The 26,596-nt window shown below is 63.2% G+C and carries 21 protein-coding genes and 1 other RNA gene; 16 read left to right on the top strand and 6 right to left on the bottom strand.

Features of this window, described 5'->3' with window-relative positions; all coding sequences use genetic code 11:
• Positions 1-24: 24 nt before the first annotated feature.
• From BM144_RS22650 to ompA, 6 genes are all read right to left on the bottom strand, one after another.
• Positions 25-3,375, bottom strand: a complete 3,351-nt coding sequence (locus BM144_RS22650) for a site-specific integrase (RefSeq protein WP_139225657.1) — start codon at positions 3,373-3,375, stop codon at positions 25-27.
• A gap of 4 nt (positions 3,376-3,379) precedes the next feature.
• Entirely contained in the window at positions 3,380-4,900 is a 1,521-nt protein-coding gene (locus BM144_RS06880) for a tyrosine-type recombinase/integrase (RefSeq protein WP_092950570.1), read from the bottom strand.
• A 56-nt stretch (positions 4,901-4,956) separates the two neighbouring features.
• Positions 4,957-5,315, bottom strand: a transfer-messenger RNA (tmRNA) gene (gene ssrA / locus BM144_RS06875).
• Positions 5,316-5,335: 20 nt separating this feature from the next.
• Positions 5,336-6,019 carry an HAD-IA family hydrolase gene (locus tag BM144_RS06870; RefSeq protein ID WP_092950569.1) on the bottom strand — a complete coding sequence of 228 codons (684 nt, stop codon included), beginning with the start codon at positions 6,017-6,019 and terminating at the stop codon, positions 5,336-5,338.
• Between the two features lie 4 nt (positions 6,020-6,023).
• Positions 6,024-6,740, bottom strand: a complete 717-nt coding sequence (gene ubiG / locus BM144_RS06865; protein ID WP_092950568.1) for a bifunctional 2-polyprenyl-6-hydroxyphenol methylase/3-demethylubiquinol 3-O-methyltransferase UbiG — start codon at positions 6,738-6,740, stop codon at positions 6,024-6,026.
• A gap of 80 nt (positions 6,741-6,820) precedes the next feature.
• Positions 6,821-7,483, bottom strand: a complete 663-nt coding sequence (gene ompA / locus BM144_RS06860) for an outer membrane protein OmpA (RefSeq protein WP_092950567.1) — start codon at positions 7,481-7,483, stop codon at positions 6,821-6,823.
• A gap of 227 nt (positions 7,484-7,710) precedes the next feature.
• Between ompA and gyrA the strand changes: the two genes are divergently transcribed.
• From gyrA to BM144_RS06780, 16 genes are all read left to right on the top strand, one after another.
• The gene (gyrA, locus tag BM144_RS06855) at positions 7,711-10,380 is read left to right on the top strand and encodes a DNA gyrase subunit A (RefSeq protein ID WP_092950566.1); all 2,670 of its coding nucleotides are present in this window, start codon (positions 7,711-7,713) and stop codon (positions 10,378-10,380) included.
• Between the two features lie 104 nt (positions 10,381-10,484).
• Positions 10,485-11,594, top strand: a complete 1,110-nt coding sequence (gene serC, locus BM144_RS06850; protein ID WP_092950565.1) for a 3-phosphoserine/phosphohydroxythreonine transaminase — start codon at positions 10,485-10,487, stop codon at positions 11,592-11,594.
• Positions 11,595-11,649: 55 nt separating this feature from the next.
• Positions 11,650-12,750 (top strand): prephenate dehydratase, encoded by a 1,101-nt coding sequence (gene pheA, locus BM144_RS06845; protein WP_092950564.1) that lies wholly within the window; start codon positions 11,650-11,652, stop codon positions 12,748-12,750.
• Between the two features lie 17 nt (positions 12,751-12,767).
• Positions 12,768-13,643, top strand: coding sequence for a prephenate dehydrogenase (locus BM144_RS06840; RefSeq protein WP_092950563.1), 876 nt, complete (start codon positions 12,768-12,770; stop codon positions 13,641-13,643).
• 15 nt (positions 13,644-13,658) lie between these two features.
• Complete coding sequence (locus BM144_RS06835) at positions 13,659-15,698, top strand: bifunctional 3-phosphoshikimate 1-carboxyvinyltransferase/cytidylate kinase (RefSeq protein WP_092950562.1); 2,040 nt, start codon at positions 13,659-13,661, stop codon at positions 15,696-15,698.
• A 152-nt stretch (positions 15,699-15,850) separates the two neighbouring features.
• The gene (gene rpsA / locus BM144_RS06830; RefSeq protein WP_092950561.1) at positions 15,851-17,536 is read left to right on the top strand and encodes a 30S ribosomal protein S1; all 1,686 of its coding nucleotides are present in this window, start codon (positions 15,851-15,853) and stop codon (positions 17,534-17,536) included.
• Positions 17,537-17,760: 224 nt separating this feature from the next.
• Positions 17,761-18,087, top strand: a complete 327-nt coding sequence (locus tag BM144_RS23775; RefSeq protein ID WP_092950560.1) for an integration host factor subunit beta — start codon at positions 17,761-17,763, stop codon at positions 18,085-18,087.
• Between the two features lie 103 nt (positions 18,088-18,190).
• Positions 18,191-18,532 (top strand): LapA family protein, encoded by a 342-nt coding sequence (locus BM144_RS06820; protein WP_092950559.1) that lies wholly within the window; start codon positions 18,191-18,193, stop codon positions 18,530-18,532.
• Entirely contained in the window at positions 18,522-19,679 is a 1,158-nt protein-coding gene (lapB, locus tag BM144_RS06815) for a lipopolysaccharide assembly protein LapB (RefSeq protein ID WP_092950558.1), read from the top strand. The genes BM144_RS06820 and lapB overlap by 11 nt, the downstream gene beginning before the upstream one ends.
• Positions 19,676-20,065 carry a ComEA family DNA-binding protein gene (locus tag BM144_RS06810; protein WP_353615070.1) on the top strand — a complete coding sequence of 130 codons (390 nt, stop codon included), beginning with the start codon at positions 19,676-19,678 and terminating at the stop codon, positions 20,063-20,065. The genes lapB and BM144_RS06810 overlap by 4 nt, the downstream gene beginning before the upstream one ends.
• A gap of 100 nt (positions 20,066-20,165) precedes the next feature.
• The gene (locus BM144_RS06805) at positions 20,166-23,186 is read left to right on the top strand and encodes a monovalent cation/H+ antiporter subunit A (protein WP_092950557.1); all 3,021 of its coding nucleotides are present in this window, start codon (positions 20,166-20,168) and stop codon (positions 23,184-23,186) included.
• Complete coding sequence (locus tag BM144_RS06800) at positions 23,186-23,551, top strand: Na+/H+ antiporter subunit C (RefSeq protein ID WP_092950556.1); 366 nt, start codon at positions 23,186-23,188, stop codon at positions 23,549-23,551. Before BM144_RS06805 ends, BM144_RS06800 begins: the two co-directional genes overlap by 1 nt.
• A 43-nt stretch (positions 23,552-23,594) precedes the next feature.
• Positions 23,595-25,406 (top strand): monovalent cation/H+ antiporter subunit D, encoded by a 1,812-nt coding sequence (locus tag BM144_RS06795; RefSeq protein ID WP_092950555.1) that lies wholly within the window; start codon positions 23,595-23,597, stop codon positions 25,404-25,406.
• Positions 25,403-25,897: a Na+/H+ antiporter subunit E gene (locus BM144_RS06790; RefSeq protein WP_092950554.1), complete on the top strand. Its 495-nt coding sequence runs from the start codon at positions 25,403-25,405 to the stop codon at positions 25,895-25,897. The genes BM144_RS06795 and BM144_RS06790 overlap by 4 nt, the downstream gene beginning before the upstream one ends.
• Positions 25,894-26,184 carry a K+/H+ antiporter subunit F gene (locus BM144_RS06785; RefSeq protein WP_092950553.1) on the top strand — a complete coding sequence of 97 codons (291 nt, stop codon included), beginning with the start codon at positions 25,894-25,896 and terminating at the stop codon, positions 26,182-26,184. The genes BM144_RS06790 and BM144_RS06785 overlap by 4 nt, the downstream gene beginning before the upstream one ends.
• Entirely contained in the window at positions 26,181-26,555 is a 375-nt protein-coding gene (locus tag BM144_RS06780) for a monovalent cation/H(+) antiporter subunit G (protein WP_092950552.1), read from the top strand. Before BM144_RS06785 ends, BM144_RS06780 begins: the two co-directional genes overlap by 4 nt.
• Positions 26,556-26,596 lie beyond the last annotated feature (41 nt).

The raw sequence follows: 26,596 nt of genomic DNA, 5'->3' as shown, positions 1-26,596 counted from the left end.
ATTCCCTTAGGTACACCCACTTTGTTACGCTCCAGGCAAAAGAGGTGTTGTATTCGAAATAGGAAGCGCTGCGGCTTTGGACACCTCGTCAAGTGCGGCCCCCAGTTGCTCCAATGACAGCCCCTTAGCCTGTATATAAGGTTTGACAAAAGAGGCGAACACCACCGTTTCGTTATGGGGAGAAACCTCCAAGAACGCAGCCTCTTTCAATCGATCTTGGCTAGCTAAGATCAGACGGGTATAGCGCAAAGCTCGGGCGCGTATCTCCGGCGACTCAAGAGATGGCAACGCATTTGAATCCGCGATGCGCTGCAAAAAAAACTCGCTCTCCGATCTATTCCTAGTCACCAACTCCAACTGTTTTCGAACTAACTCAGGTTGATCAACATGGTATCCACCTGTGTCTCCATCCAATTGACGTAAACGAGAACGCAGAATTTCCGCAGATAGCTTCCATCCAAGCAGTTCTTTTGTATCAAGGGACTTTTCTCGGTGTAGTGCATCAATCTCTAGTTGAGCATTTTCAGACTGCTCGAATTGTTTCTGTCGAACGGTATTCGTACGAATTCTTTCGAGCAACTGCCTTTGCTTAGCTTCAATCGCAGGAAGGTGATCGATGCATTTAGCCGCGAGTGGGCATACGCCACATCGATTCATACCCCCTGCATTTGCCACGACCTCGCGTGGGCACTGATTCCCAACGGGGCACACATGGGTCGGATGCCACTGAATCATGCTGGCTGGACTATGCTGAAGAATTTCGAGGGTAGTTGAGTCACCATCAAGCTCCGAAAGCGACCAAAGGGCCACCCCCGGAACGAACCCAAAATCCGAAATTGCTTGCTCACGATCTTTGCCAAATGCAGCCCGAACTGGGCTGTCTGGTCGTTCCGTATGCAAAATTTCAGGAGTAACTGGATCGTAGGTATCCGCACTCAACATCTTCTCATCTATCGATTTGAGCTTCGCTTGGAGGCGCTTCAGTTGAGGTACTTGATACACGCTGGTGACGACCGTGTTTGAGTGCCCCAATTGTTCTGCAATTTCAGAAATTTCGAGTTCCCCATCCTTCAGTGTCGCGTACGTAGCACGGCAAGAATGCGGAGTATGGATGGCCAAAAAGATGTCGCTGATTGCATCACCTTCTTCCCACTCGTCACGTTCTTTCAAGAGCACCAGCGCATCTTGTGACCCTGAGCGATCTACCCCTTCTTTACTGTTGTAGAACTTCTGAAATCCATAGAGATAATCAACCCATCGTGAGCTATATGAGCTATCGGAAATCGGTTTGGAACTACGGTCAGATCGAAAAATGGGCAGGACCGGTGCAAAGCGCGAGTGTGCCCGATCCTCATAATCCACCTCTACCTCACCATATTGGTCAACCAAAGACTCTTGAAAACGAGCCTCCGCCAAGAGCGATCGGCGTACGCGCCATGAGATTAAGTTTCTCCACTCTTCATGAGTCTTGTCAGTATTAATGTAGAGTGAGTGATAGTTCTGCCGATCGGGGTTCCCATGCAGTATTGCAAGGGATTCTATTTTTGGCGCGAATTGATCAAAAGTTCGACGATCAAGCCACTGCAGTGATTGCCCCCGCAAGCCAGTTTCGGCAAGTGAGAGGAGAAGTCGCACAGTAGTCAAATGAGGAAAGTTGACGTTGAAATTACGATTCCTGCCGACATTAATTCGCTGGCCAGATACGTAGATTCCAGCAGCGCTCCCCGAATTAGATTGCAGCGTCCGCTTCGATACCAGATAGATGTTTGGAATCCACTCAACTCTATGGATCCGGGACCTATACCAGAATATGGGAACATAACCCCACTCTGCGGTGCAATATCCACCAGCCACCCCAAAAGCAATTTTCTTAAAACGATCACGAAAATATGCTTCCTGCTGAAGGAACTCTCCAAATGCCTCCACAGCTTGGCCATATTGAACAAGAAACGGATAGACGTCCTCTGCAAATGGAATCTTGTCAGTTTTTCCAGCGCGACCCGCTAACTCATTGTCAAAATCTATCCGAATAGGATTTTGCATTCCGCGCTTAACGAAATTTTCATCATCTTCGAAGTAGGTCGCAATTATGTTAAAGAACTGCGCCCATACAAGACGGCTCACATTACGAGATCCAGGAGTTGGCCTCCTAAATGGCAGCAGCTCATATAAAGTCTTCGGCAAAGCCCCGAGCGTCTTCTCGTCCTCAGAATGAAACCTCGTACGATCCACATAAAAGTACCGAAGGAAATCCTTTGGCGACTCTGGAAACTTCAAATTACTATCCGGATGCAGTTCTAACCACCAAGGAAGATATAGCAAAATATAATCAGCCAAAAGATGCAGCGCACCTCTTACTTGCTTTTCAGTCTCGTAATCAATCCGACGCTTGGCCAAAAACGCTTTAAATGCGGTGAACCACCTGGCTCCAATTGATAAAATATCAATCGACTCGCGGCCCGGATAATTAACAGGCTCCTCAATCCAAAGATCCGGCCGAAATCCCTTTACATTTGAACCACCCCCTAGTTCTGCAAAATAATCTTCTGGACTCGTTGGCTCATCTGAACGCGCGATTGAATGTAATAACATTAAAAAAGGCGAAGGAGCTTTAGAGTCACGCTTCTTCTCTTTACGTTGGGCTTCAAGTACCTTTCGCCTTTCCACATGCTCCGGAAGCTCCAGCCGTTCACGACCATGCCCATGCACCCGCATTCCGCTCATATTTAACGGATTAGCAACAAACTCATCTAGCGTCATTCGCGCATCGAAATTCGATGCCCTCCAGAGTATGTAACTGTGGCGCTCATCACGATTGAGTACGGCAGGGTCTGCATCCTCTATTGCCTGAAGCAACCCGTATGCGGGGGAGTTTAGAGTCGACCTTCCGTCAACACTATTTTCATCAATGAGCCAAGCATGAAGGCGAGAAAAATCTGCAAGTGCGAACTTCGTCTCCACTCTATAGTCGGTCGCGAGAATAAGTTGAAGGTGATTGCCTTTTGAACGCCATTTGTATGTTCGTTGGTGCACCCAAGCATCAATCCGTGCAAGCAAGGGTGGAAGTTCAAATTTATACGTCACCGGGGCAGTAACGAATAGAGACGGGCCTACCGCAGGCAGCATCATGTAACCTGCAATTGCAAGCTCCAAGAGGACGAGAGCTGCGCTAGCTTGAAATTCTGAAGGCACCTCGGCAAGCGCCCACAACTTTCCGACAACAGCATTAACCTGAAGATCCCCCACCACATCTGGCAAAACATCTTGCCAATTAGTTTCAGTACATTTCGTTGCTTTATCCTTCGCGCATCGGATAGCCTCAGATAGGCCGTCAGATTTCAGGATAACTATTTGATTACTCAGGTTAACTTGCATAAAACTAAACAGCATTGATTTGCAAAATAGCACCGGGGGCCTCAAGGCATGGCATCTGCACCTCACCCTGAATTATTAGTCGGTCATGTGCTTTAAGTTTTGCTTGAAGACGTGTAGCTCGCTCGCGCGCATACTTTTTTGTCGCGCTGACGTGCTTATGACCCATCAACTGCTGAACCTCTGCAATGGTTAAACCGGGTAGCGCTTGATTTGGAATCACATAGTCATTGAGCATGTATACGCCGTAGGCATGTCGCAGAGAGTGTCCAGTCCATACGTGTGTAGGCGCTATAGATGGTCCTGGAATTTGAGCTCGTATAACGGCCGACGTGAATGCAGAATTCAAAGTTTCATCGGATGCTTCAACCAGCGGCCTACCGAAGTGCGGACTAATAAGATACTGAAACACAAAATCGTTCTGGTCTTCTGGAAGACGATATTCCTCAGCCCGATATTTTTTCAAGTATTCGAAAAACCAGGTTCGATAAGGGAGAAAAAGATAGGTCCTCGATACAGCACGCCCTTTGAATCGTTTCTCGCGTTCAGCCTTTGGCATCTCCCTCCCATATCGCAGCTCGTCTGGATCCAGCACATAAACCATGCGCTCACTGAAATTAATGTCACACCACTGAAGATTTAAAGCCTCTGATCGCCGAATACCACTGGCCAAGAGTAATGTCCATAGTGCTCTATCTCGCCAGCTCGTAGCTGCAGCGATCAAAGCAGGGAAATGCTGAAGTGGAAAATCCAAGAAGTTCTGGTCGATCTGCAGCTGCTGACGAGCGCTTTTCTGAAGTCCTTTTGGACGAACCAGCGTGCTGCTGCGGAACCTTATGACTCCACCGAGCATGGTTGATTGCTTGAGGTGTTGCGCTTCAGCCCGACTAAGCCTGGTGACACCATCTACGGCCTCGAGCAAAGGCTTATAGTCCCACTCCGCATCGGCAACCAGAGATCGGTCGATTCCACCCTTGAGGATGGCCATCTCTTTCGCCTCACGCTCGAGCATCGAACAAAGGCGTAAAAAATTGTTTAGGGCCGCGATAGTATTCGACCAACTGCCGGAAGCTAGAGGCTTGATACTGAGCCGACGCGCTATTTCTTTAAGCGCAGCCTCCCTAGCATCATCTCCCTCCTGATATCGTCCCTTCTGGTGACTACCAACACGCAGGGAAATGTTCTCACCGCTGCGGAGCAGCTCGAGGTAGTAGTCGATCGAATCGTTCAGAACTGCGCGCGTGACTGCTCCCCCGCCGAGGACTTTGACTTCATAAAGGTAGTCGATAAAGCGCGCAACGACGGTGGCGTAGCGTCGACGTGTCTCAAACTTAGCCCCCCCAAGCTTTCGACAGAACTCTGAAAAAACGGTGATCGGCACGCCGGCAGGGTCGTACAGACTCCAACTCAGCCTCCCAAATTCGTTGACCTCTTCCCGACGGACATGAACCAGGGACATAAAAACCTCTTTTTGTGCACATTGTATGAAATTAAGATGCACAAAAAAAAATGCCGCTATAAGCGGCATCTTCAGAGAGAGGAATGGGGCACAGCCTTTAAATAAAGCTGCACAGAACCGGATCCTGAGATAAGAACCCGCGTCCGCAAGCCTTCGTCGAGCAGATCTACATGTTTAGCGGTCTGTTTTAAGTCTCACCCCCGATGCCGCGCAGTCGCACGCTGCACCAGAGGCCAGCACCCTTGGATCTCGCCTCATGCCAAGGTACCCGGCATGAGACCAGCTGAGGTAAATAACCTTGCAGCCGGGAGGCCTTGCGGCCCCCTTGCCCAGCCCCTCAGCGTGCTGTTGCAAGGCTCACCGGTGTTTAAGCGGCGAGTGCGAAACGTTCGTCGTTTGCAGTTAGTTTGTTGAATGCAGATTTACGAGCGCCAATCAAGCTCGACATGCACCACACCGATTCCGAACCCACGTCGAAACCAGGGCAGCCCCAAGCCATACATTTTAGGCTGCAGGCAGACACTTCAAGAGGTCGAGCGGAAATTTAATCGAATGGTGCGCACCCCAAAGACTGGGCACCTTGTGCGTGCCCAGGTAGCCATAGAGAGCGGCGACCGTTCCCATGCCCGCAGCCAGACCGGCCACGATGTCACGCTCGTCGTCGCCTACATACACACACTGCTCTGCAGCAACGCCCAATCTGGAAGCTGCCTCCAGCAAGGGTGCTGGATGGGGCTTGGCATGCGGAGTGGTATCGCCACTCACCACGGTTTGCGCCGTTCCGAACAGTGGCATGGCCCGCGTCAGCGGAAGAGAGAAACGGGATGCCTTGTTGGTCACCACGCCCCATGGCAATCCCATTTCCACCAAGCGGCCAATCAACTGCTCCACCCCATCGAACGCGATGGTACGGTCCTGGATGCACGCTTCATAGTTGATGAAGAATTCCTCCCTCAAAGCAGAGAACTCGGCATGGTCGGGTGCCATGTCCAGCGCCACGGCGAGCATCCCACGCGCGCCCGCGCCCGCCATTGGCCGGTATTTTTCCAGCGGCAAGGATGGGAGGCCACGATCGGTCCGCAGCTTGTCTGCTGCGGCAGCCAAATCCGGCGCGCTGTCGACCAACGTGCCGTCCAGGTCAAAGAGCACCGCCCGAACCTGCTCGGGAAACGAAGATTTTGCCGACATCACATCAATCCACCGTTCGCCGGGTCGCCAGCATGTAATTGACGCTCGTGTCGTGACTCAACCAGTAGCGGCGCGTCAGTGGGCTGTACTCCAAACCGCGGGATTGGAAGACATCCAAACCTGCAGTCCTGCATGCTGAAGCCAGTTCACTGGGCTTGATGAATTTGGCATATTCATGCGTTCCCTTCGGAAGCATGCCAAGAACATATTCAGCCCCCACGATCGCCAAAAGGAAGGCTTTTGTATTGCGATTAATCGTTGAGAAAAACACCCGCCCACCTTTTTTGACCAATCGCGAGCATGCAGCAACCACGGATACCGGATCCGGAACGTGCTCCAGCATTTCCATGCATGTCACCACATCGAATTCGCCGGGCAATTCATCTGCCAACGATTCAACACTGATTTCACGGTACTGAATATTAGGAGTGCCTGCTTCCAATGCATGGAGCTGGGCTACTCGCAAAGATTTGGTGGCCAGATCGATTCCTGTGACATGGGCGCCTTTGCGCGCCATGGAGTCTGCCAATATGCCACCCCCACAGCCCACATCCAATACCCTCAAGCCTTGCAATGACGCCAATCCATCAATCCAAGCCAAACGGAGAGGATTGATCTCATGAAGGGGACGGAACTCGCTCTCCCGGTCCCACCAGCGGTGGGCCAAATCAGAAAATTTGGCAAGTTCAGCCGGGTCGACGTTGGCATTGGAATGGGTCATTGCCAAATTGTGCCCCAAGCAGCATGGGCCATAAAAAAAGCCCCGCAAGCGGGGCTTTTAGAGGATGGAAACTGACCAAATCAGTTGGCGCGGGTACCAACCACTTCGATTTCCACGCGACGGTTCTTGGCGCGGCCTTCCTTGGTCTTGTTGTCCGCAACAGGCTGCTTCTCGCCCTTGCCTTCGGTGTAGACGCGGTTCTTCTCGATGCCCTTGGACACGAGGTAAGCCTTCACGGCTTCAGCACGGCGAACAGAAAGCTTCTGGTTGTAAGCATCCGTACCGATGGAATCGGTGTGACCCACGGCGATGATGACTTCCAGGTTGACGTTCTTGACCTTGGAGACCAGGTCGTCCAGCTTGGCCTTTCCTTCAGGCTTGAGCACGGACTTGTCGAAGTCGAAGAAAGCATCAGCGGCGTACGTCACCTTGCTGGCCACTGCAGGAGCCGGCGCCGGAGCGGGAGCAGGCGTTGCGGCAGGAGCAGGCGTTGCAGCAGGAGCAGGCGTTGCGGCAGCTTGGGCAACCAGAGCACCGTCACAGCCGGCAGCGGCGGTAGCAGGCGTCCAGTTGGCATCGCGCCAGCACAGTTCGTTCGTGCCGTTCTTCCACACCAGTTCACCGGTGCCGTTTTGCCAGTTATCGATCACTTTGCCGCCATCGGCAGCCTTGACCTGGGCGCCAGCCGAGGTAGCCAGCACGGCAGAGGCCAACAACATCGCCACTTTGTTCAGTTTCTTCATGGTTCTCCTCTTGGGGAAAAAGCCGCAGCCGCGCTGCGAATATGGACGTCGTCAGTGACCATCACCAAAAACGTTGAATTGATTGTGCCATACGTAACAAGCCAAAGTGCCCGCCCCCCAACCCTCTACCGTAGGACAAAAGCGCTTTACCCCCCGATGTGTTGCGCACTTGCGACAAGGCGTTGCGCCTAGAATGACCGACCTCCGCCGCCCCGATCGTGATTTCCATGACCCAGTTCGCCAAAGAAACCCTGCCCATCAGCCTTGAAGAGGAAATGCGGCGCAGTTACCTCGATTACGCAATGAGCGTGATCGTCGGCCGTGCGTTACCGGATGCGCGGGACGGGTTGAAGCCGGTGCATCGGCGTGTGTTGTTCGCAATGCATGAATTGAACAACGATTGGAACCGGCCTTACAAGAAATCCGCACGTATCGTCGGCGACGTGATCGGTAAGTACCATCCTCATGGAGACAGTGCTGTTTACGACACCATCGTTCGGATGGCGCAGGATTTCTCGCTGCGGCACATGCTGGTGGATGGCCAGGGTAATTTCGGTTCGGTCGATGGCGACGGCGCGGCCGCCATGCGTTACACGGAAATCCGCCTATCGAAAATCGCCCATGAAATGTTGGCGGACATCGATAAGGAAACCGTCGATTTCGGCCCCAACTATGACGGCAGCGAAAAAGAACCGTTGGTTCTGCCCAGCAAGCTTCCCAATCTGCTGGTGAATGGCTCGGCGGGTATTGCCGTGGGTATGGCCACGAACATACCGCCACACAACTTGAATGAAGTAGTGGATGCCTGCCTGCACGTGCTTCGCCACCCCGATGCCACGGTGGACGAAATCATGGAGATCATTCCTGCTCCGGATTTCCCGACCGCCGGGATCATCTACGGCATCAACGGGGTGAAGGAAGGCTATCGCACGGGGCGCGGCAAGGTCGTGATGCGTGCCAAGTGCCATTTCGAGGACATCGACCGCGGACAGCGCCAGGCCATCATCGTTGACGAGCTCCCCTACCAGGTCAACAAGAAGACGCTGCAGGAGCGCATGGCCGAGCTGGTGCACGAGAAGAAGATCGAAGGCATCAGCCACATCCAGGATGAGTCGGACAAGTCCGGCATGCGCCTGGTGATCGAACTCAAGCGCGGCGAAGTGCCGGAGGTGGTACTCAACAACCTGTACAAGCAGACGCAACTCCAGGATACGTTCGGCATCAACATGGTGGCGCTGGTGGATGGCCAGCCACGGCTTTGCAACCTGCGGGATCTAGTCGTCGTCTTCCTTCAGCATCGCCGCGAGGTGGTCACCCGGCGCACGGTGTTCGAATTGCGCAAGGCCCGCGAGAGAGGCCATGTGCTCGAGGGCTTGGCCGTTGCGCTGGCCAACATCGACGAATTCATCCGCATCATCCGCGAATCGCCCACGCCGCCCATCGCCAAGACCGAGCTGATGAACCGCGCCTGGGACAGCAAGCTCGTGCGCGAGATGCTCACGCGCACCCGCGCCGATGGCGGCGTCATCACGGCCGACGATTACCGTCCCGAGGGCCTGGAGCGCGAGTACGGCATGGGGCAGGACGGCCTGTACCGCCTCTCCGAAACGCAGGCGCAGGAAATCCTCCAGATGCGCCTGCAGCGCCTGACCGGCCTGGAGCAGGACAAGATCGTCGCCGAGTACAAGGACATCATGGCGGTCATCGAAGACCTGCTGGACATCCTGGCGAAGCCCGAGCGCGTGTCCACGATCATCGGCGACGAACTCACCGCCATCAAACAGGAATTCGGGCAGCACAAGCTCGGCATGCGCCGCAGCGTGGTGGAGCACAGCGCACAGGATCTCTCCACGGAAGACCTGATCACGCCGACCGACATGGTCGTCACCCTCTCGCACACCGGCTACATCAAGAGCCAGCCGCTGTCGGAGTACCGCGCACAGAAGCGCGGCGGCCGCGGCAAGCAGGCCACGGCCACGAAGGAAGACGACTGGATCGACCAGCTCTTCATCGCCAATACGCACGATTACATCCTGTGCTTCTCCAACCGCGGCCGGCTCTACTGGCTCAAGGTCTGGGAGGTGCCGGCAGGTTCGCGCGGCTCGCGTGGACGGCCCATCGTGAACATGTTCCCGCTGCAGGAGGGCGAGAAGATCAACGTCGTGCTGCCCCTCACGGGCGACATGCGCTCCTTCCCCGCCGACCGTTTCATTTTCATGGGGACCAGCATGGGCACCGTGAAGAAGACGGCGCTCAACGAATTCAGCAATCCGCGCAAGGGCGGCATCATCGCGGTCAACCTGGACGATGGGGACTACCTCATCGGCGCGGCGCTCACGGATGGCAAGCACGACGTGATGCTGTTCAGCGACGGCGGCAAGGCCGTGCGCTTCGACGAGAACGACGTGCGCCCGCTGGGCCGTGCAGCCCGGGGCGTGCGCGGCATGATGCTCGAGGACGGCCAGAGCGTGATCGCGATGCTGGTGGCGGAAGACGAAACCCAGAGCGTGCTCACGGCCACCGAGAACGGCTACGGCAAGCGCACGGGCATCGTCGAATACACGCGCCACGGCCGCGGCACCAAGGGCATGATCGCCATCCAGCAGAGCGAGCGCAACGGCAAGGTGGTCGCGGCCACGCTGGTGCATGCCGACGACGAGATCATGCTGATCACCGACAAGGGCGTGCTGGTGCGCACCCGCGTTTCGGAGATCCGCGAACTGGGCCGGGCCACGCAGGGTGTGACCCTGATCGCGCTGGACGAGGGCGCCAAGCTGAGCGGCCTGCAGCGCATCGTCGAAAACGATGCGAACGTGCCGCTCGCCGACGCCGCAGGCGAAGCGCCAGCCGGTGAACCCGCTGCCGACACGGGCACGGAACCGCCTGCCGACGAGTGATGCGATCTGCCGGCCGGGCCTCCCGGACCGGCAGTTTGCTATTATTTTTATAGCATCATGCCCAATGGATCCGGCGGCATGGAGCCCCTGACAGCCTTGAACCGATGAACCGTCCGTACAACTTCTCCGCCGGCCCCGCCGCCATCCCCGCCGAAGTCCTCCAGCAGGCGGCCTCCGAAATGCTGGACTGGCACGGCAGCGGGATGGGCGTGATGGAAATGAGCCACCGGGGCAAGGAGTTCATCTCGATCTACGAGCAGGCCGAAGCGGACCTGCGCGAGCTGCTGGCGATTCCTCCGCAGTTCAAGATCCTGTTCATGCAGGGCGGCGGGCTGGCAGAGAACGCCATCGTGCCGTTGAACCTGTCGCGTGCCGCGACGGTCGATGTGGTGGTCACGGGCAGCTGGAGCCAGAAGTCGCTGAAGGAAGCGCGCAAGTACGCGGCGGAAGTGCATGTCGCCGCATCGGCGGAGGACAGCGGCTTCACCGCCCTGCCCGATCCGGCCAGCTGGCAATTGAGCCGTGGCGCGAGCTATCTGCACCTCTGCAGCAACGAGACGATCCACGGCATCGAATTCCACGAGCTGCCGGACCTGCGGGCGCTGGGCAGCGATGCGCCCCTGGTGATCGATTTCTCGTCGCACGTGGCGTCCCGGCCGGTCGACTGGTCGCGCGTGGGCCTGGCGTTCGGTGGCGCCCAGAAGAACCTGGGCCCCGCGGGCCTCACGCTGGTCGTGGTGCGTGAAGACCTCCTGGGCCACGCCTTGCCGGCCTGCCCCAGCGCGTTCGACTACAAGGTGGTGGCGGACAACCAGTCGATGTTCAATACGCCGCCCACGTGGGGCATCTACGTCGCAGGCCTGACGTTCCAGTGGCTCAAGCGCCAGCGCGAAGGCGAGCTGTCCGGCATCGCGGCCATGGAGCAGCGCAACATCGCCAAGGCCCGACTGCTCTACAACACCATCGATCAGTCCGAGTTCTACCTCAACAAGGTCGCGCCGAATGCCCGGTCGCGCATGAACATTCCGTTCTTCCTGCGCGACGAATTGCGCAACGAAGCCTTCCTGGCCGGCGCCAAGGAGCGCGGCCTGCTGCAGCTCAAAGGCCACAAGTCGGTGGGCGGCATGCGTGCGAGCCTCTACAACGCCATGCCACTCGCAGGCGTCGAGGCGCTCGTGGCGTACATGCAGGAGTTCGAGCAGCGCAGCGCCTGACCCGGCGCACCTGCGGCCCCTTCCCCACGCCGTTCGCAGTCCCGATCACCGAGCCATGTCCACTCCTCCCCAAGCCTCCCCCGATCTCTCGAGCCTGCGCGTGCAGATCGACAACATCGACCAGCAACTGCTGACCCTGCTGAACCAGCGCGCCCTGGTGGCCGAGCGTGTCGGCGAGGTCAAGAAGCGCGAAGGCACGCCGTTCTTCCGCCCGGACCGCGTCGCCCAGGTGATCGAGAAGGTGCAGGCCGCCAATCCGGGGCCCCTGAAGGGTGCCCATGTCGCGGCGATCTGGCGCGAGATCATGTCGGCCTGCCTCGCGCTCGAATCGCCCCAGCGCGTGGCTGTGCTGGGCCCGGCCGGCACGTTCTGCGAGCAGGCCGCCGTCGAGTTCTTCGGCGGTGCCGCCGACCTGATGTACTGCGCCAACTTCGACGAGGTGTTCCACGCCACGGCGGCGGGCAGCGCGCAGTACGGCGTCGTCGGCGTCGAGAATTCGGTCGAGGGCGTGGTGACGCGCTCGCTCGACCTGTTCCTCCACACCCCCTGCCATGTCGTGGGCGAGGTCAGCCTGCTGGTGCGGCACAACCTGCTGCGGCTGTCCAACGCGCTGGATGGCATCGAGGCCGTGCTGGCCCACCCCCAGGCGCTGGCGCAGTGCCAGGCCTGGCTGTCCAAGCACCTGCCGCACGCCGAGCGCAGGCCCGTGTCGAGCAACGCCGAGGGCGCGCGGCTCGCGGCCGGCAACCCGGCCTGGGCAGGCATCGCGAGCGAACGCGCTGGCGCCCAGTTCGGCCTGCACCTGGTGTCGCATGCGATCCAGGACGACGCCTACAACCGCACGCGCTTCGCCATCATCTGCCTGCCGCACACGCTGCAGATGCCGCCCCCGTCCGCGAAGGACTGCACCAGCCTGGTGGTGTCCGTCCCGAACCGTCCCGGCGCCGTGCACGACCTGCTGGTCCCGCTCAAGACCCACGGCGTGTCGATGACGCGGTTCGAATCGCGGCCCGCGCGCACTGGCCAGTGGGAGTACTACTTCTACATCGACCTCGACGGCCACCCGAGCCAGCCCCACGTGGCCAAGGCGCTGGAAGAGTTGCGCGCGCTCTGCGCGTTCTACAAGGTGCTGGGCGCCTACCCGGTGGCACCGTGAGCGGCACCGGTACACCGATGTTCGAGCAGCTCGGCCTCATCGGCTGCGGGCTCATGGGCGGATCGTTCGCCCTGGCGCTGAAGAAGGCCGGCCTCGTGAAGCGCGTCGTCGGCTACAGCAAGTCGCCCTCCACCACCGACCGTGCGCGCCAGCTGGGCGTGATCGACGTCGAGGCGCCTTCCGCACTGCTCGCGGTGGCCGGCGCGGATATCGTGCTGCTGGCCGTGCCGGTGTCGGCGACGGAATCGACGCTCAAGGCGATCAAGCACCTGGTCAACCCGCAGATGCTGATCATGGACGTGGGATCGACGAAGGCCGATGTCGTGCATGCGGCGCGCGGCGCCTTGCGCGACCAACTCGGCTCCTTCGTGCCCGCCCACCCCATCACCGGCCGCGAAGTCGCCGGCGTGGAGTACGCGGAAGCCGATCTCTACGCGGGCCGGCAGGTCATCCTCACGCCGATCGAGCGCACGCTCACCGGGCAACTGCGCAAGGCCGAGGCCGTCTGGAGCGCCATCGGCTGCCGCGTGCAAAGCATGTCGCCCGAGTCCCACGACGCGGCCTTCGCCGCCGTGAGCCACCTGCCGCACCTGCTGGCCTTCGCGATGATGAACAGCATCAATGCGCAGCCCGAGGGCGATGTCTTCCTCTCGCTCGCCGGCCCGGGCTTCCGCGATTTCACGCGCATCGCCGCCAGCGATCCGAAGGTATGGCGCGACATCCTGCTCGCCAACCGCGACGAACTGCTGGCCCAGTCCCGCCACTTCGGCCAGGCGCTCCAGCAACTGGAGCAAGCCATGCAGAAAGGCGACGGCCAGGGCATCGAAGACCTCATCACGCTCGCCAGCGAAACCCGCGCCCACTGGCGCATGGGCGCGCAGCGCTCCTCCTAGCCCCCCACTTCCCCGATGTACAGCACCGCGTTCCTCGATCTTCCCGCGCTCGCCTCCGCCGACGGAACCGTGCAATTGCCGGGTTCCAAGAGCATTTCCAACCGCGTCCTGCTGCTGGCCGCGTTGAGCGAAGGCACGACCGAGGTCCACGACCTGCTGGCCTCGGACGACACCCGGGTCATGCTCGACGCGCTGCGGGAGATCGGCTGCGGGGTCGATGAAAGCGCTGCGGCGCAGGGCACGGTGCGCATCACCGGACTGGGCACGGCGGCGGCGAGATCGCCCGCCAAATTGTTCCTCGGCAATGCCGGCACGGCCATGCGCCCGCTCACGGCCGCCCTGGCACTGCTGGGCGGCGAGTTCGAGCTGTCCGGCATTGCGCGCATGCACGAGCGGCCCATCGGCGACCTGGTCGATGCCCTGCTGCAGTTGGGCTGCCAGATCGCCTACCTGGGCAATCCAGGCTTCCCGCCCCTGCGGATCGCGCATGGCAACGGCGTGCCGCCCCTCGCACTCGACGCTCCGGTGCGCGTGCGGGGCGACGTCTCCAGTCAGTTCCTGACGGCACTGCTCATGGCGTTGCCGCTGGTGGCGCGCGAGAGGGATGTGGTGATCGAGGTGGTCGGTGAATTGATCTCCCGGCCCTACATCCACATCACCCTGCAACTGCTGGAACGCTTCGGCATCCGCGTGCAGCACGACACGTGGCAACGGTTCACCATCCCGGCAGGGAGCCGCTACCGTTCGCCGGGCGCGATCCATGTGGAAGCAGACGCCTCGTCTGCTAGCTATTTCATAGCACTCGGCGCAATAGCGACGGCGGCATCGGCAGAAAAACCCCTCAGGATTCTGGGCGTAGGGCTGGAATCCATCCAGGGAGACATCCGCTTCGTCGAGGCAGCCCATGCCATGGGTGCCGAGGTGACCGGCGGCCCCAACTGGCTCGAAATCCACCGCGGCGCGTGGCCCCTGAAGGCGATCGACCTCGACTGCAACCACATTCCCGATGCAGCCATGACGCTGGCGGTGATGGCGCTCTACGCACAGGGAACGACCACGCTGCGCAACATCGCGAGCTGGCGGGTCAAGGAGACGGACCGGATCGCCGCGATGGCCAAGGGGTGCCGCCAGTTGGGGGCCACCGTGGAAGAAGGCCCCGACTTCCTGCGGGTCACGCCGCCCTCCTCCGCTTCGGATTGGCGCGCGGCCAGCATCCACACCTACGACGACCACCGCATCGCGATGTGCTTCTCGCTCGCGGCCTTCAATCCCGCCGGGTTGCCGGTGCGCATCGAAGACCCGAAATGCGTGGCGAAGACGTTCCCGGATTACTTCGAAGCCCTGTTCTCCGTGGCGCGCACGCCGGTCGAGCGCATCCCGGTGATCTGCATCGACGGCCCCACCGCGTCGGGCAAGGGCACGGTCGCGGCCTCGGTGGCCCAGCGGCTGGGTTACCGCTTCCTGGACTCCGGCGCGATGTACCGCATCACGGCGCTGGCGGCGCTGCGCGCGGGCCTGGCGATCGATGCTGCGCACCAGGACCGCATCGCCGCCCTCGCCCGCGGCCTGCCGGTGCGTTTCGAGGTGGGCCGGATCTGGCTCGGCGCGGACGACGTGACGGACGCCATTCGCACCGAGGAGGCCGGCATGAACGCCTCGCGCGTCTCGGCGCTGCCCCCCGTGCGCGAGGCGCTGGTCGCCCTGCAGCACAGCTTCCGGCGCCTGCCGGGGCTGGTGGCCGACGGGCGCGATATGGGCACCGTGATCTTTCCCGAGGCGGCGCTGAAGGTGTACCTCACGGCCACGGCGGCCTGCCGGGCCGAGCGGCGCCATAAACAGTTGATTTCAAAGGGAATTTCGGCTAACATCGACGATCTTCGCGCCGACTTGGAGGCGCGCGACATCCGGGACAGCACCCGTCCCGTCGCGCCCTTGAAGCCCGCGCAGGATGCGCTGGTACTGGACAACTCCCTGCTCACGGTCGAAGAAGCCGTCGAACAGGTGCTCGTCTGGTGGCAGCACAAACAACCCTTCGCGGCTTCCGCGCCAGGGTAAACCGCCCCGCAAGGCTTCCTGCCGCGCACGCAGCGCACGGCCTTGCGGTTTGCAACGCACCGTGGCCCCGGGCCACACACAACCTCCGCTCGCGACGATAGAAACGTCGGCAATGGTGCCGCCGGAAACGCGCCTGCGGATCTAGGAAAACAATGTCTGAATCTTTTGCCGCCCTTTTTGAAGAGTCGTTGACGCGCACCGAAATGCGCCCAGGCGAAGTCATCACCGCGGAAGTCGTGCGCGTCGAGCACAACTTCGTCGTGGTGAACGCAGGCCTCAAGTCCGAAGCCTACGTGCCCCTGGAAGAGTTCAAGAACGACAAGGGCGAAGTCGAAGTCCAGGTGGGCGATTTCGTCTCCGTGGCCATCGGCTCGATCGAGAACGGTTACGGCGACACCATCCTGTCGCGTGACACCGCCAAGCGCCTGGCCTCGTGGCTGGCACTGGAAAAGGCCCTGGAATCCGGCGAATTCGTCACCGGCACGACCAGCGGCAAGGTCAAGGGCGGCCTCACGGTCCTGGTCAACGGCATCCGCGCATTCCTGCCCGGCTCGCTGATCGATACGCGTCCGATCAAGGATCTGACCCCGTACGAGAACAAGACCATGGAATTCAAGGTCATCAAGCTCGACCGCAAGCGCAACAACGTGGTGCTGTCGCGCCGCGCTGTCGTGGAAGCCTCGATGGGCGAAGAGCGCGCCAAGCTGATGGAAACCCTGAAGGAAGGCTCCATCGTGCAGGGCGTGGTCAAGAACATCACCGAATACGGTGCGTTCGTGGACCTCGGCGGCATCGACGGCCTGCTGCACATCACCGACATGGCATGGCGCCGCGTTCGCCACCCTTCCGAGGTGGTCACCGCCGGCCAGGAAATCACGGCCAAGATCCTCAAGTTCGACACCGAGAAGAACCGTGTCTCGCTGGGTCTCAAGCAGATGGGCGACGACCCATGGCTGGGCGTGTCGCGCCGCTATCCCTCGGGCACGCGCCTGTTCGGCAAGGTCACGAACATCGCCGACTACGGCGCTTTCGTTGAACTGGAACCCGGCATCGAAGGCTTGGTCCACGTGTCCGAAATGGACTGGACGAACAAGAACATCGCTCCTTCCAAGCTCGTGTCGCTGGGCGACGAAGTCGAAGTCATGGTCCTCGAGATCGACGAAGACAAGCGCCGCATCAGCCTGGGCATGAAGCAGTGCAAGGCCAACCCGTGGCAAGAGTTCGCACAGAACACCAAGCGCGGCGACCGCGTGAAGGGCCCGATCAAGTCGATCACCGACTTCGGCGTGTTCGTGGGCCTGGCTGCCGGCATCGACGGCCTGGTGCACCTGTCCGACCTGTCGTGGAACGAAGCTGGCGAAGCCGCTGTCCGCAACTACAAGAAGGGCCAGGAAGTCGAAGCCATCGTGCTGGCCGTGGACGTGGACCGCGAGCGCATCTCGCTGGGCATCAAGCAGCTCGACGGCGACCCGTTCACGACCTTCGTGACGGTGAACGACAAGGGCCAGACCGTGAGCGGCAAGGTCAAGACCGTGGACGCCCGTGGCGCTGAAATCGACCTGGGCGAAGACATCGTCGGCTACCTGCGCGCTTCGGAAATCTCCCGCGACCGCGTGGAAGATGCCCGCAACGTGCTGAAGGAAGGCGACGAAATCACGGCCGTGGTGGTGAACGTGGATCGCAAGACCCGCAACATCCAGCTGTCGATCAAGGCCAAGGATGCTGCCGACCAGCAGGAAGCCATGGCTTCCCTGTCGCAGCAGTCGGCCCGCGAAAGCGCCGGTACGACGAGCCTGGGCGCCCTGCTGCGCGCCAAGCTGGACAACTCCGACAAGTAATCGGACCAGCCGCCCGCAAGGCAATGGCAGCCGTGCATCGCACGGCCATGAGCGGCGGGCGCCTTGTGCGCCCGCCGCTTTTTTCCAAGTGTGAGCCTCAGATCCATGCCGAGCCGCCCGCCTGCAGCCTCCGGCGCTTTGCCGGACAACGCCGCTGCCAGGTTCCGGGCCCACCGGGCCATGGCCAATCTTCACGCCGACTCCGGCGCCACGTTCCCCACCCCATGACCCGATCAGATCTCGTCGAAGAACTTGCCGCGCGTTTCGGCCAGCTGACCCAGCGCGATGCCGAAGCTGCCGTCAAGACCATCCTGGATGCCGTGAGCGATGCGCTGGTGCGCGGCCACCGCATCGAGATCCGCGGGTTCGGCAGTTTCTCGGTCAACCGCCGCCCGCCTCGCATGGGCCGCAACCCGCGCAGCGGCGAGGCCGTCCAGATCCCGGAAAAGCGCGTGCCGCATTTCAAGCCCGGCAAGGCGCTGCGCGAAGCCGTGGACCAGCGCACGGCCGAGATGGGCATCGGCGTCCCCGACACAGCCGGCGACCGCTGAAGCGTTCCCACCGCCAGGCCGGGCACGCGGCCGCCGCACGGTGCCGGTACGCGTTCGGCGGCCCGGACCAGCCCGTAGAATCGCCCCACCATTGGGGAGACGCATGAAATACCTCCTGTGGCTGCTGAAGGCGGCCATTTTTTTCACCCTTTTCGCCTTCGCGCTGAACAACCAGCAGGATGCGACGGTGCACTTCTTTTTCGGCACGCACTGGAGCGCCCCGCTCGTGCTGGTGGTGCTTGCCGCGTTCACCCTGGGCGTGGCGGTAGGTGTGCTGGGCATGGTGCCACGCTGGTGGAAGCACCTGCGCGCCGCGCGCCGCGCCGAGGCCGCGCTGCCACCCGGCCCCGCCGCAGCGCCGGGCCCGGCCTCCACCGGCAGCCCGCTCAACCCACCCGCGCCCACCGTCGACCTTCAGCAGCAGCCGCCCGTCCATGGAATTTGACCTGAGCTGGCTCCTGCTGGGGCTGCCGCTGGCATTCGTGCTGGGCTGGCTGGCCTCCCGTTTCGACCTGCGGCAACTGCGCGAGGAAAACCGGCGCGCGCCCAAGGCCTATTTCAAGGGACTCAATTACCTGCTCAACGAACAGCAGGACCAGGCGATCGATGCCTTCATCGAAGCCGTTCAGAACGACCCCGACACCTCCGAACTGCACTTCGCACTCGGCAACCTCTTCCGCCGCCGCGGCGAATACAACCGTGCGGTGCGCGTGCACGAGCACCTGCTGTCGCGCGGGGACCTGAGCCGCACGGACCGTGAACGCGCCCAGCACGCGCTGGCGCTCGACTTCCTGAAAGCCGGCCTCCTCGACCGCGCCGAGGATGCCCTGCAGCGGCTGGAAGGCACGCCGTTCGAGAGCCAGGCACGCATGGCGCTGCTGGCCATCTACGAGCGCTCGCGGGACTGGCCGCAGGCCACGGCCATCGCACGCAAGATGCATGGCTCGCACCAGGGCGACTTCAGCACCCGGCAGGCCCACTACCTCTGCGAGCAGGCGCTCGCCCGCGCAGCCCAGGGCGAACTGGAAGCCGCCCAGCACCAGTTCGACGAGGCCGTATCGGCCGCGCCGCAAGCACCGCGCCCGCGCATCGAACTCGCCCGCCTGCAGCAGCGCCGCGGCCAGTCCGATGCGGCCCTGGCCACGCTGCAGGAACTGGCGCAGCAGTCGCCCGGCGCATTGCCGCTCGCGGCCCCGTTGCTCATCGAGCTGGCCAACGCCACAGGCCGCCAGGCCGAGGCCTACCAGTTGCTGCAGGACCACTACGCCCGCGCGCCCTCGCTGGACGTGCTCGATGCCATCGTCGCCATGGACAGCGCCGCAGCCGACCCGGCCCGCCCGGCGCGCGACTGGTACGTGCGCCACCTCGACAAGGAGCCGTCCCTGGTGGCGGCCGCCAAGTGGCTGGCACAGGAGACGCTGGAGCACGAGGAATTCCACCCCCAGGTCCAGCGCGCGCTGGACCAGGCCGCGAAGCCGCTGACGCGCTACCGCTGCGCGGCCTGCGGGTTCGAGGCGCGGCAGCATTTCTGGCAGTGCCCGGGCTGCCAGAGCTGGGACAGCTACCCCGCCCGCCGGGTCGAGGAACTGTGAGCCGCACCCCCGTCCGCCCCGCGAGCGCCGGGCAGCGATTCCGCGTGGGCAGGGTCACGGGGCTTGGCCGCACCGCTGCGGCGCTCGCGCTGTGCGCAGCGCTCTGGCCCGCAGCCGCATTCGCCACCGACGTGAACACCGCCTCGGTGGCCGAACTCGATGGCATCCGGGGCATCGGGCCCGCGATGTCCCGCCGCATCCTGCAGGAGCGCGCACAAGCGCCGTTCACCGACTGGCAGGATCTCATCGCACGCGTCCCGGGCATGGGCCGGCAGTCGGCAGCACGGCTGTCGCAGGAGGGGCTGACCGTGGGCGGCGCAGCGCTGGCGCCGCTGCCAGCGCCCCTGCCGAAAGCCTCCCGCGCAGGCGCCGGCACGGGGCTCTGAAGCAGGGCACCGGAGGTGCCGCGCATGGCGTCCATACACCGGAGTCTGCTCGGGTTTTCATAGCGGTCTGCGCGGACCTTCCCCGTAGAATGTTCCGCACATGCCCCTGATCCTCCTCGTCCTCCTGCCCTTCATCGGCAGCCTGCTGGCGGCCGTGCTTCCAGCGAACGCACGCAACACCGAATCCACGCTCGCCGGCGCGGTGGCGGTGTTCTGTGCGGTGCAGGCGGCGCTCTATTTTCCCGAGGTGGCAGCCGGCGGCGTCGTGCGGCAGGAGATTGCGTGGCTGCCGGATCTGGGGTTGAACCTCGTCATCCGCATGGATGGATTCGCGTGGATGTTCTGCATGCTGGTGCTGGGCATCGGCTCGCTGGTGGTGCTCTATGCGCGCTACTACATGTCCGCCGCCGATCCGGTGCCGCGGTTCTTCTCGTTCTTCCTCGCCTTCATGGGGGCCATGACCGGCGTGGTGCTCTCGGGCAATCTCATCCAGCTCGTCTTCTTCTGGGAGCTGACCAGCCTCTTCTCCTTCCTGCTGATCGGCTACTGGCACCACCGCAAGGATGCGCGCAGCGGTGCGCGCATGGCGCTCACGGTCACCGGCACGGGCGGGCTGTGCCTGCTGGCCGGCGTGCTGGTGCTGGGGCACATCGTGGGCAGCTACGACCTGGACCGGGTGCTGGCCGCCGGCGAGATGGTGCGGGCGCACCCGCTCTATCTCACCGCGCTGGTGCTCGTTTTGCTGGGCGCGCTCACCAAGAGCGCGCAGTTCCCGTTCCACTTCTGGTTGCCCAACGCGATGGCCGCGCCCACCCCCGTGTCGGCTTACCTGCATTCGGCCACGATGGTGAAGGCCGGCGTGTTCCTGCTGGCGCGCATGTGGCCGGTGATGGGCGGCACCGAGCCCTGGTTCTGGATCGTGGGCGGCGCAGGCGTCTGCACCTTGCTCATCGGCGGCTACGCGGCGATGTTCCAGCACGACCTGAAGGGGCTGCTGGCCTATTCGACCATTTCCCACCTGGGGCTGATAACCCTGCTGCTGGGGCTCAACAGCCCGCTGGCGGCCGTGGCGGCGGTGTTCCACATCATGAACCACGCCACGTTCAAGGCCTCGCTCTTCATGGCGGCCGGCATCGTGGACCATGAAAGCGGCACGCGCGACATCCGGCGGCTGTCCGGGCTGCGGCGGATGATGCCCGTGACCTCCACGCTGGCCATGGTGGCCAGCGCGGCGATGGCCGGCGTGCCGCTCCTCAACGGGTTCCTCTCCAAGGAAATGTTCTTCGCCGAGACTGTCTTCCTCGAGGCATCGCCCTTCATCGCGATCGCGCTGCCCGTCGCGGCCACGCTGGCGGGCGTGTTCAGCGTGGCGTACTCGCTGCGGTTCACGGTGGACGTGTTCTGGGGCCCGAAGGCCGAGGACCTGCCGCGCGAGCCGCACGAGCCGCCCCACTGGATGCGGGTGCCGGTCGAGTTGCTCGTGCTCGCCTGCCTGGTGGTCGGCACGCTGCCGGCCTGGTCGGTGGGCAACTACCTGGATGCCGCGGCGCGGCCGGTGGTCGGCGGCACCATGCCGGAATTCAGCCTGGCGATCTGGCACGGCTTCAATACGCCGTTCGTCATGAGTCTGATCGCGCTGGCAGGCGGCACCGCCCTCTACATGCTGCTGCGCAAGCAGCGCGAGGCGGGCCGCATCGACGCCGCACCGCTCATCTACCGCGTGAGCGGCAAGCGCATCTTCGAAGCGCTGTTCACGCTGCTCACCCTCGCCGGCTACCGGGGCCGCCGCATGCTCGGCACGCCGCGCCTGCAGTGGCAGATGCTGTGGCTGGTCTGCGCCGCGCTGGTGGCCGCCACGCTGCCACTCTGGACGCGCGGCCTGCTGCTCGGCGACCGGGGCACGCTGCCGCTGTCGCCCACGTTCGTGGTGCTCTGGGCGGTGGGTTCGATCTGCGCGGTGGGCGCTGCATGGCAGGCCAAGTACCACCGGCTGGCGGCCCTGGCGCTGCTGGGCGGCGCGGGGCTGTGCACCTGCATCACCTTCCTCTGGTTCTCTGCGCCCGACCTCGCGCTCACGCAGATCGTGGTGGAGATCGTGACCACCGTGCTCATCCTGCTCGGGCTGCGCTGGCTGCCGCGGCGCGACGAACGCCTGCGCACGGTGGCGCCGCCGGTCGGCCTGCCGCGCGTGCGCCGCGCACGCGACCTGCTGATCTCGCTGCTCGCGGGCGGCGGCCTGGGCTGGCTGGCCTATGTGATGATGAGCCGCCCCTTCCCCGAGAGCACCTCCACCTTCTTCCTGGAACGTGCGCTGACCGAGGGTGGCGGGACCAACGTGGTCAACGTGATGCTGGTGGATTTCCGCGGCTTCGACACGTTCGGCGAGATCGTCGTGCTGGGCATCGTGGCGCTCACCGTGTACGCGCTGCTGCGGCGCTTCCGCCCCGCGCGCGAAACGATGGACCTGCCCGAGCAGCAGCGCAACATGCCGGCCGACCTCCAGACCGACCTGCTGAATCCGCGCAACGCGGCGGACACCGCCGTGGGCTACCTGATGGTGCCGGCAGTGCTGGTGCGCCTGCTGCTGCCCTTCACGCTGCTGGTGTCGTTCTACATGTTCATGCGCGGCCACAACCAGCCCGGCGGCGGCTTCGTGGCCGGGCTCGTGCTGTCGGTGGGCCTGCTGCTGCAGTACATCATCTCGGGCACGCAATGGGTGGAGGCGCACCTGGCGCTCTATCCGCGCCGCTGGATCGCGACCGGCCTGCTCTTCGCGCTGGGCACCGGGGCAGGCGCCCTCTTCTTCGGCTACCCCTTCCTCACCAGCCACACCGCGCACCTGCACCTGCCCGTGGTGGGCGACGTGCACCTGGCGAGTGCGCTGTTCTTCGACATCGGCGTGTTCTCGCTGGTGGTGGGCGCCACGCTGCTGATGCTGACGGCCATCGCCCACCAATCGGTGCGCGGCCACCGCTACCACGCGCGGCTGGCGGAAGAGCGGGAGGCCGAGGAATCGGCCCAGTCCCCCGAGGCCGCGCAGGCGGCCGAACAGAAGACGCCGGCCGCCGTGGCCGCCGCGCAGGGCGGAGCCGCCGCCACCGCCCCCGGAGGAAACCGCTGATGGAAATCGTTCTTGCCGTCGCGATCGGCGTGCTCGCCGGCTCCGGCGTGTGGCTGGTGCTGCGCCCACGGACCTACCAGGTCATCATGGGCCTGGCGCTGCTCTCCTATGCCGTGAACCTGTTCATCTTCAGCATGGGCCGCCTGGGCCTGGCGGTGGGCAAGGAGCCCGTGCTGGTCGAAGGCATTCCGCAGGATCTGCAGCACTATGCCGACCCCATGCCCCAGGCGCTGGTGCTCACCGCCATCGTGATCGGATTCGCCATGACGGCGCTGTTCCTGGTGGTGCTGCTGGCGTCGCGCGGCATGTCGGGCACCGACCACGTGGACGGCTCGCTCTCGCACGACGTGCAGGAGATGCCATGACCGGGCCCCGTACGCCGCAGCGCCGCACCGCGGGAGGCCGCGCATGAACGCCGCCCTCCAGGCCCAGTGGTCGCAGGCCGTCGCGGCGCTGATGCCGCACCTGATGCTCGCGCCCATCATGCTGCCGCTCCTGACCGCGGCGCTCATGCTGCTGCTGCGCGAGGAGCGGCAGCGGCTCAAGCTGGGCATGAACCTGGTGTCCACGCTGATCGGCCTGGGCGTGTCGCTGGCGCTGCTGTTCTGGACGCACCAGAGCGGCAAGCCCGTGACGATGGGCGTGTACCTGCCGGGCAACTGGCCGGCGCCGTTCGGCATCGTGCTGGCGCTGGACCGGCTCTCGGCGCTCATGCTGGTGCTCACCAGCGCCATCGCGGCCTGCGCCATCGTCTTCGCGGCAGCGCGCTGGCACCGTGCGGGCGTGCACTTCCATCCGCTCTTCCAGTTCCAGCTCATGGGGCTGGCCGGGGCCTTCCTCACGGCCGACCTGTTCAACCTGTTCGTCTTCTTCGAGATCATGCTGGCCGCCTCCTACGGGCTGCTGCTGCACGGCTCGGGGCGGGTGCGCGTGCAGGCGGGCCTGCACTACATCGCGGTCAACCTCGCGGCGTCCTCGCTGTTCCTGATCGGCGTGTCGATGCTCTACGGCATCACGGGCACGCTGAACATGGCGGATCTCGCGCAGACCATCCCGCACGTGGCCGACGCCGACCGCGGGCTGCTGCACACCGCCGCGGGTATCCTGGCGACGGCCTTCCTCATCAAGGCCGCCGTGTGGCCGCTGAACTTCTGGCTGGTGCCGGCCTACAGCGCGGCCAGCGCGCCGGCCGGGGCGCTCTTCGCGCTGATGACCAAGGTGGGCGTGTACACCATCCTGCGGCTCTGGACGCTGATGTTCGGCCAGGAGGCCGGGCCGTCCGCGCATTTCGGCAGCCTCTGGCTCATCGGCGGCGGGCTCATCACCATGGCCTTCGGTGCGATCGGCATGCTGGGCTCGCAGCGCATCGCCACGCTGGCCGGCTACGCGGCCATCCTCTCGTCCGGCACGCTGCTGGCCGCCTCGGGCTTCGGGCAGAACCTGCTCACGGCGGGCCTGCTCTACTACCTGCCCAGTTCCACGCTGGCCGTGAGCGCGCTCTTCCTGCTGACCGACCTCATCGACCGCTGGCGCAACGACGGCTCCACGCTGGCCCCGCACGAACTGGACGACGACGCGCCCTTCCTCACGCCCGAGCTGGTGCCCACCGAGCGCCTCAACCTCGACGAGCAGGAAATGGTGCTCGTGGGCCGCGTGATTCCCGCCGCCGCGGCGTTCCTGGGCCTGGCCTTCCTGCTGTGCACGCTCGTGATCGCAGGGTTGCCGCCGCTCTCGGGCTTCGTGGGCAAGTTCGCGATGCTCACCGCGCTCCTCAACCCGCTGGGCCTGGGCGTGTCGCCCGGCGCGCAGACCGGCAGCGTGGGCTGGGTGCTGTTCACCATGCTGATCGCCACCGGGCTGCTGGCGCTGCTGGCGCTCACGCGCACCGGGATGCGGCATTTCTGGACCACGCACGACCGCCCCGCACCACAGTTGCGCGTGCTGGAAGGCGTGCCCATCGCCGTGCTGCTGGCCGGCTGCATCGGGCTGGCGCTGCAGGCCGGGCCGGTGATGCAATTCACCCAGGCCACGGCAAATGCGCTGCATGCGCCGCGCGGTTACATCGATGCCGTGATGTCGGCCCGTCCGCTGCCGGGGCCCGCCACGCCCGAGGGCGCCGGCGCCGGTGCCAGCGCGCGGAGGGCGGTGGACATGGCCGCGGGTGCCGCGGCCGAAGGCGCTGCCGCTCGCATGCCCACGCCGGGAGGGTCCGCCCCATGATGAAGCGGCTCTTCCCCGCGCCCCTGCTGTCGATCGCGCTCGCCGGCATGTGGCTGCTCCTCAACCGGTCGCTCGGCGCAGGCCAGATCATCCTGGCCGTGCTGGTGGGCGTGCTCATTCCTTTGCTCACGCGCGGCCTGCGGCCGCTGCCGGTGCGCGTGCGCCGCCCGGGCACGGTGCTGCGCCTGGCCGTGTCGGTGCTGGTGGACACCTCGCTGTCCAACCTGAACGTGGTGCGCTTCCTGGCGTTTCCGTCGCGGCGCGCCCACGCACCGGGCTTCGTGCAGATCCCGCTCGACCTGCGCGATGCCAACGGCCTGGCCGTGCTGGCGGTGATCGTCTGCATCACACCGGGCACGTCCTGGGCCGAACTGTCGCTGGACCGGTCGGTGCTGATGCTGCACGTGCTCGAACTCGACAGCCCCCAGGCCGTGATCGACCACGTCAAGCAGCGCTACGAGCGCCCCCTGATGGAGATCTTCGAATCATGACGATGACCACCAGCCCCGTGCTTTCCTGGGCCCTGCCCATCGCGTTGGGGATGCTTTCCCTGGCGATCGTGTGCGCCCTGGTGCGCATGCTCAAGGGCCCCTCGGCGCAGGACCGCGTGCTGGCGCTGGACTGCATGTACCAGAGCGGCATGCTGTCCATGCTGGTGCTGGGCATCTACTACGGCAGCACGCATTACTTCGAGGCGGCGCTGCTCATCGCGCTGCTGGGCTTCGCCAGCTCCACCGCGATGGCGAAATTCCTGCTGCGCGGCGAGGTGATCGAATGAACGGCGCCACGCTGCCGCTGTGGGCCGAGATCGCCGTGGCGGTGCTGGTCATCGCGGGTGCGGGCATCGCGCTGCTGGGCTCGATCGGGCTGCTGCGCCTGAAGACCTACTTCGAGCGCGTGCACGCGCCCTCGATCATCGCCACCATCGGCTGCTGGTGCATCATGCACGGCACCCTGCTGTACTTCTCGGTGGCGGGGCACGGCCTGGCGCTGCACCCGCTGCTCATCGCGCTGTTCGTGGCCGTGACGGTGCCGGTGACCAACATCTTCCTCATGCGCGCCGCCCTCTTCCGCGCGCGGCGCGCCGGCCGGGACGTCCCGCCCAGCCTCAGCCGGGACGCGGACAAGACCGCCGAGCGCGATTCCTGAGCGCATCCATTGCCGTCATTTGCTACGAAAATAATAGCAAA

The organism is Paracidovorax konjaci (genome assembly GCF_900112675.1).
Classification (GTDB): Bacteria; Pseudomonadota; Gammaproteobacteria; order Burkholderiales; family Burkholderiaceae_C; genus Paracidovorax; species Paracidovorax konjaci.
Note: the sequence above shows the minus strand (reverse complement) of the source record. Positions and strands in the feature narration are given on the sequence as shown.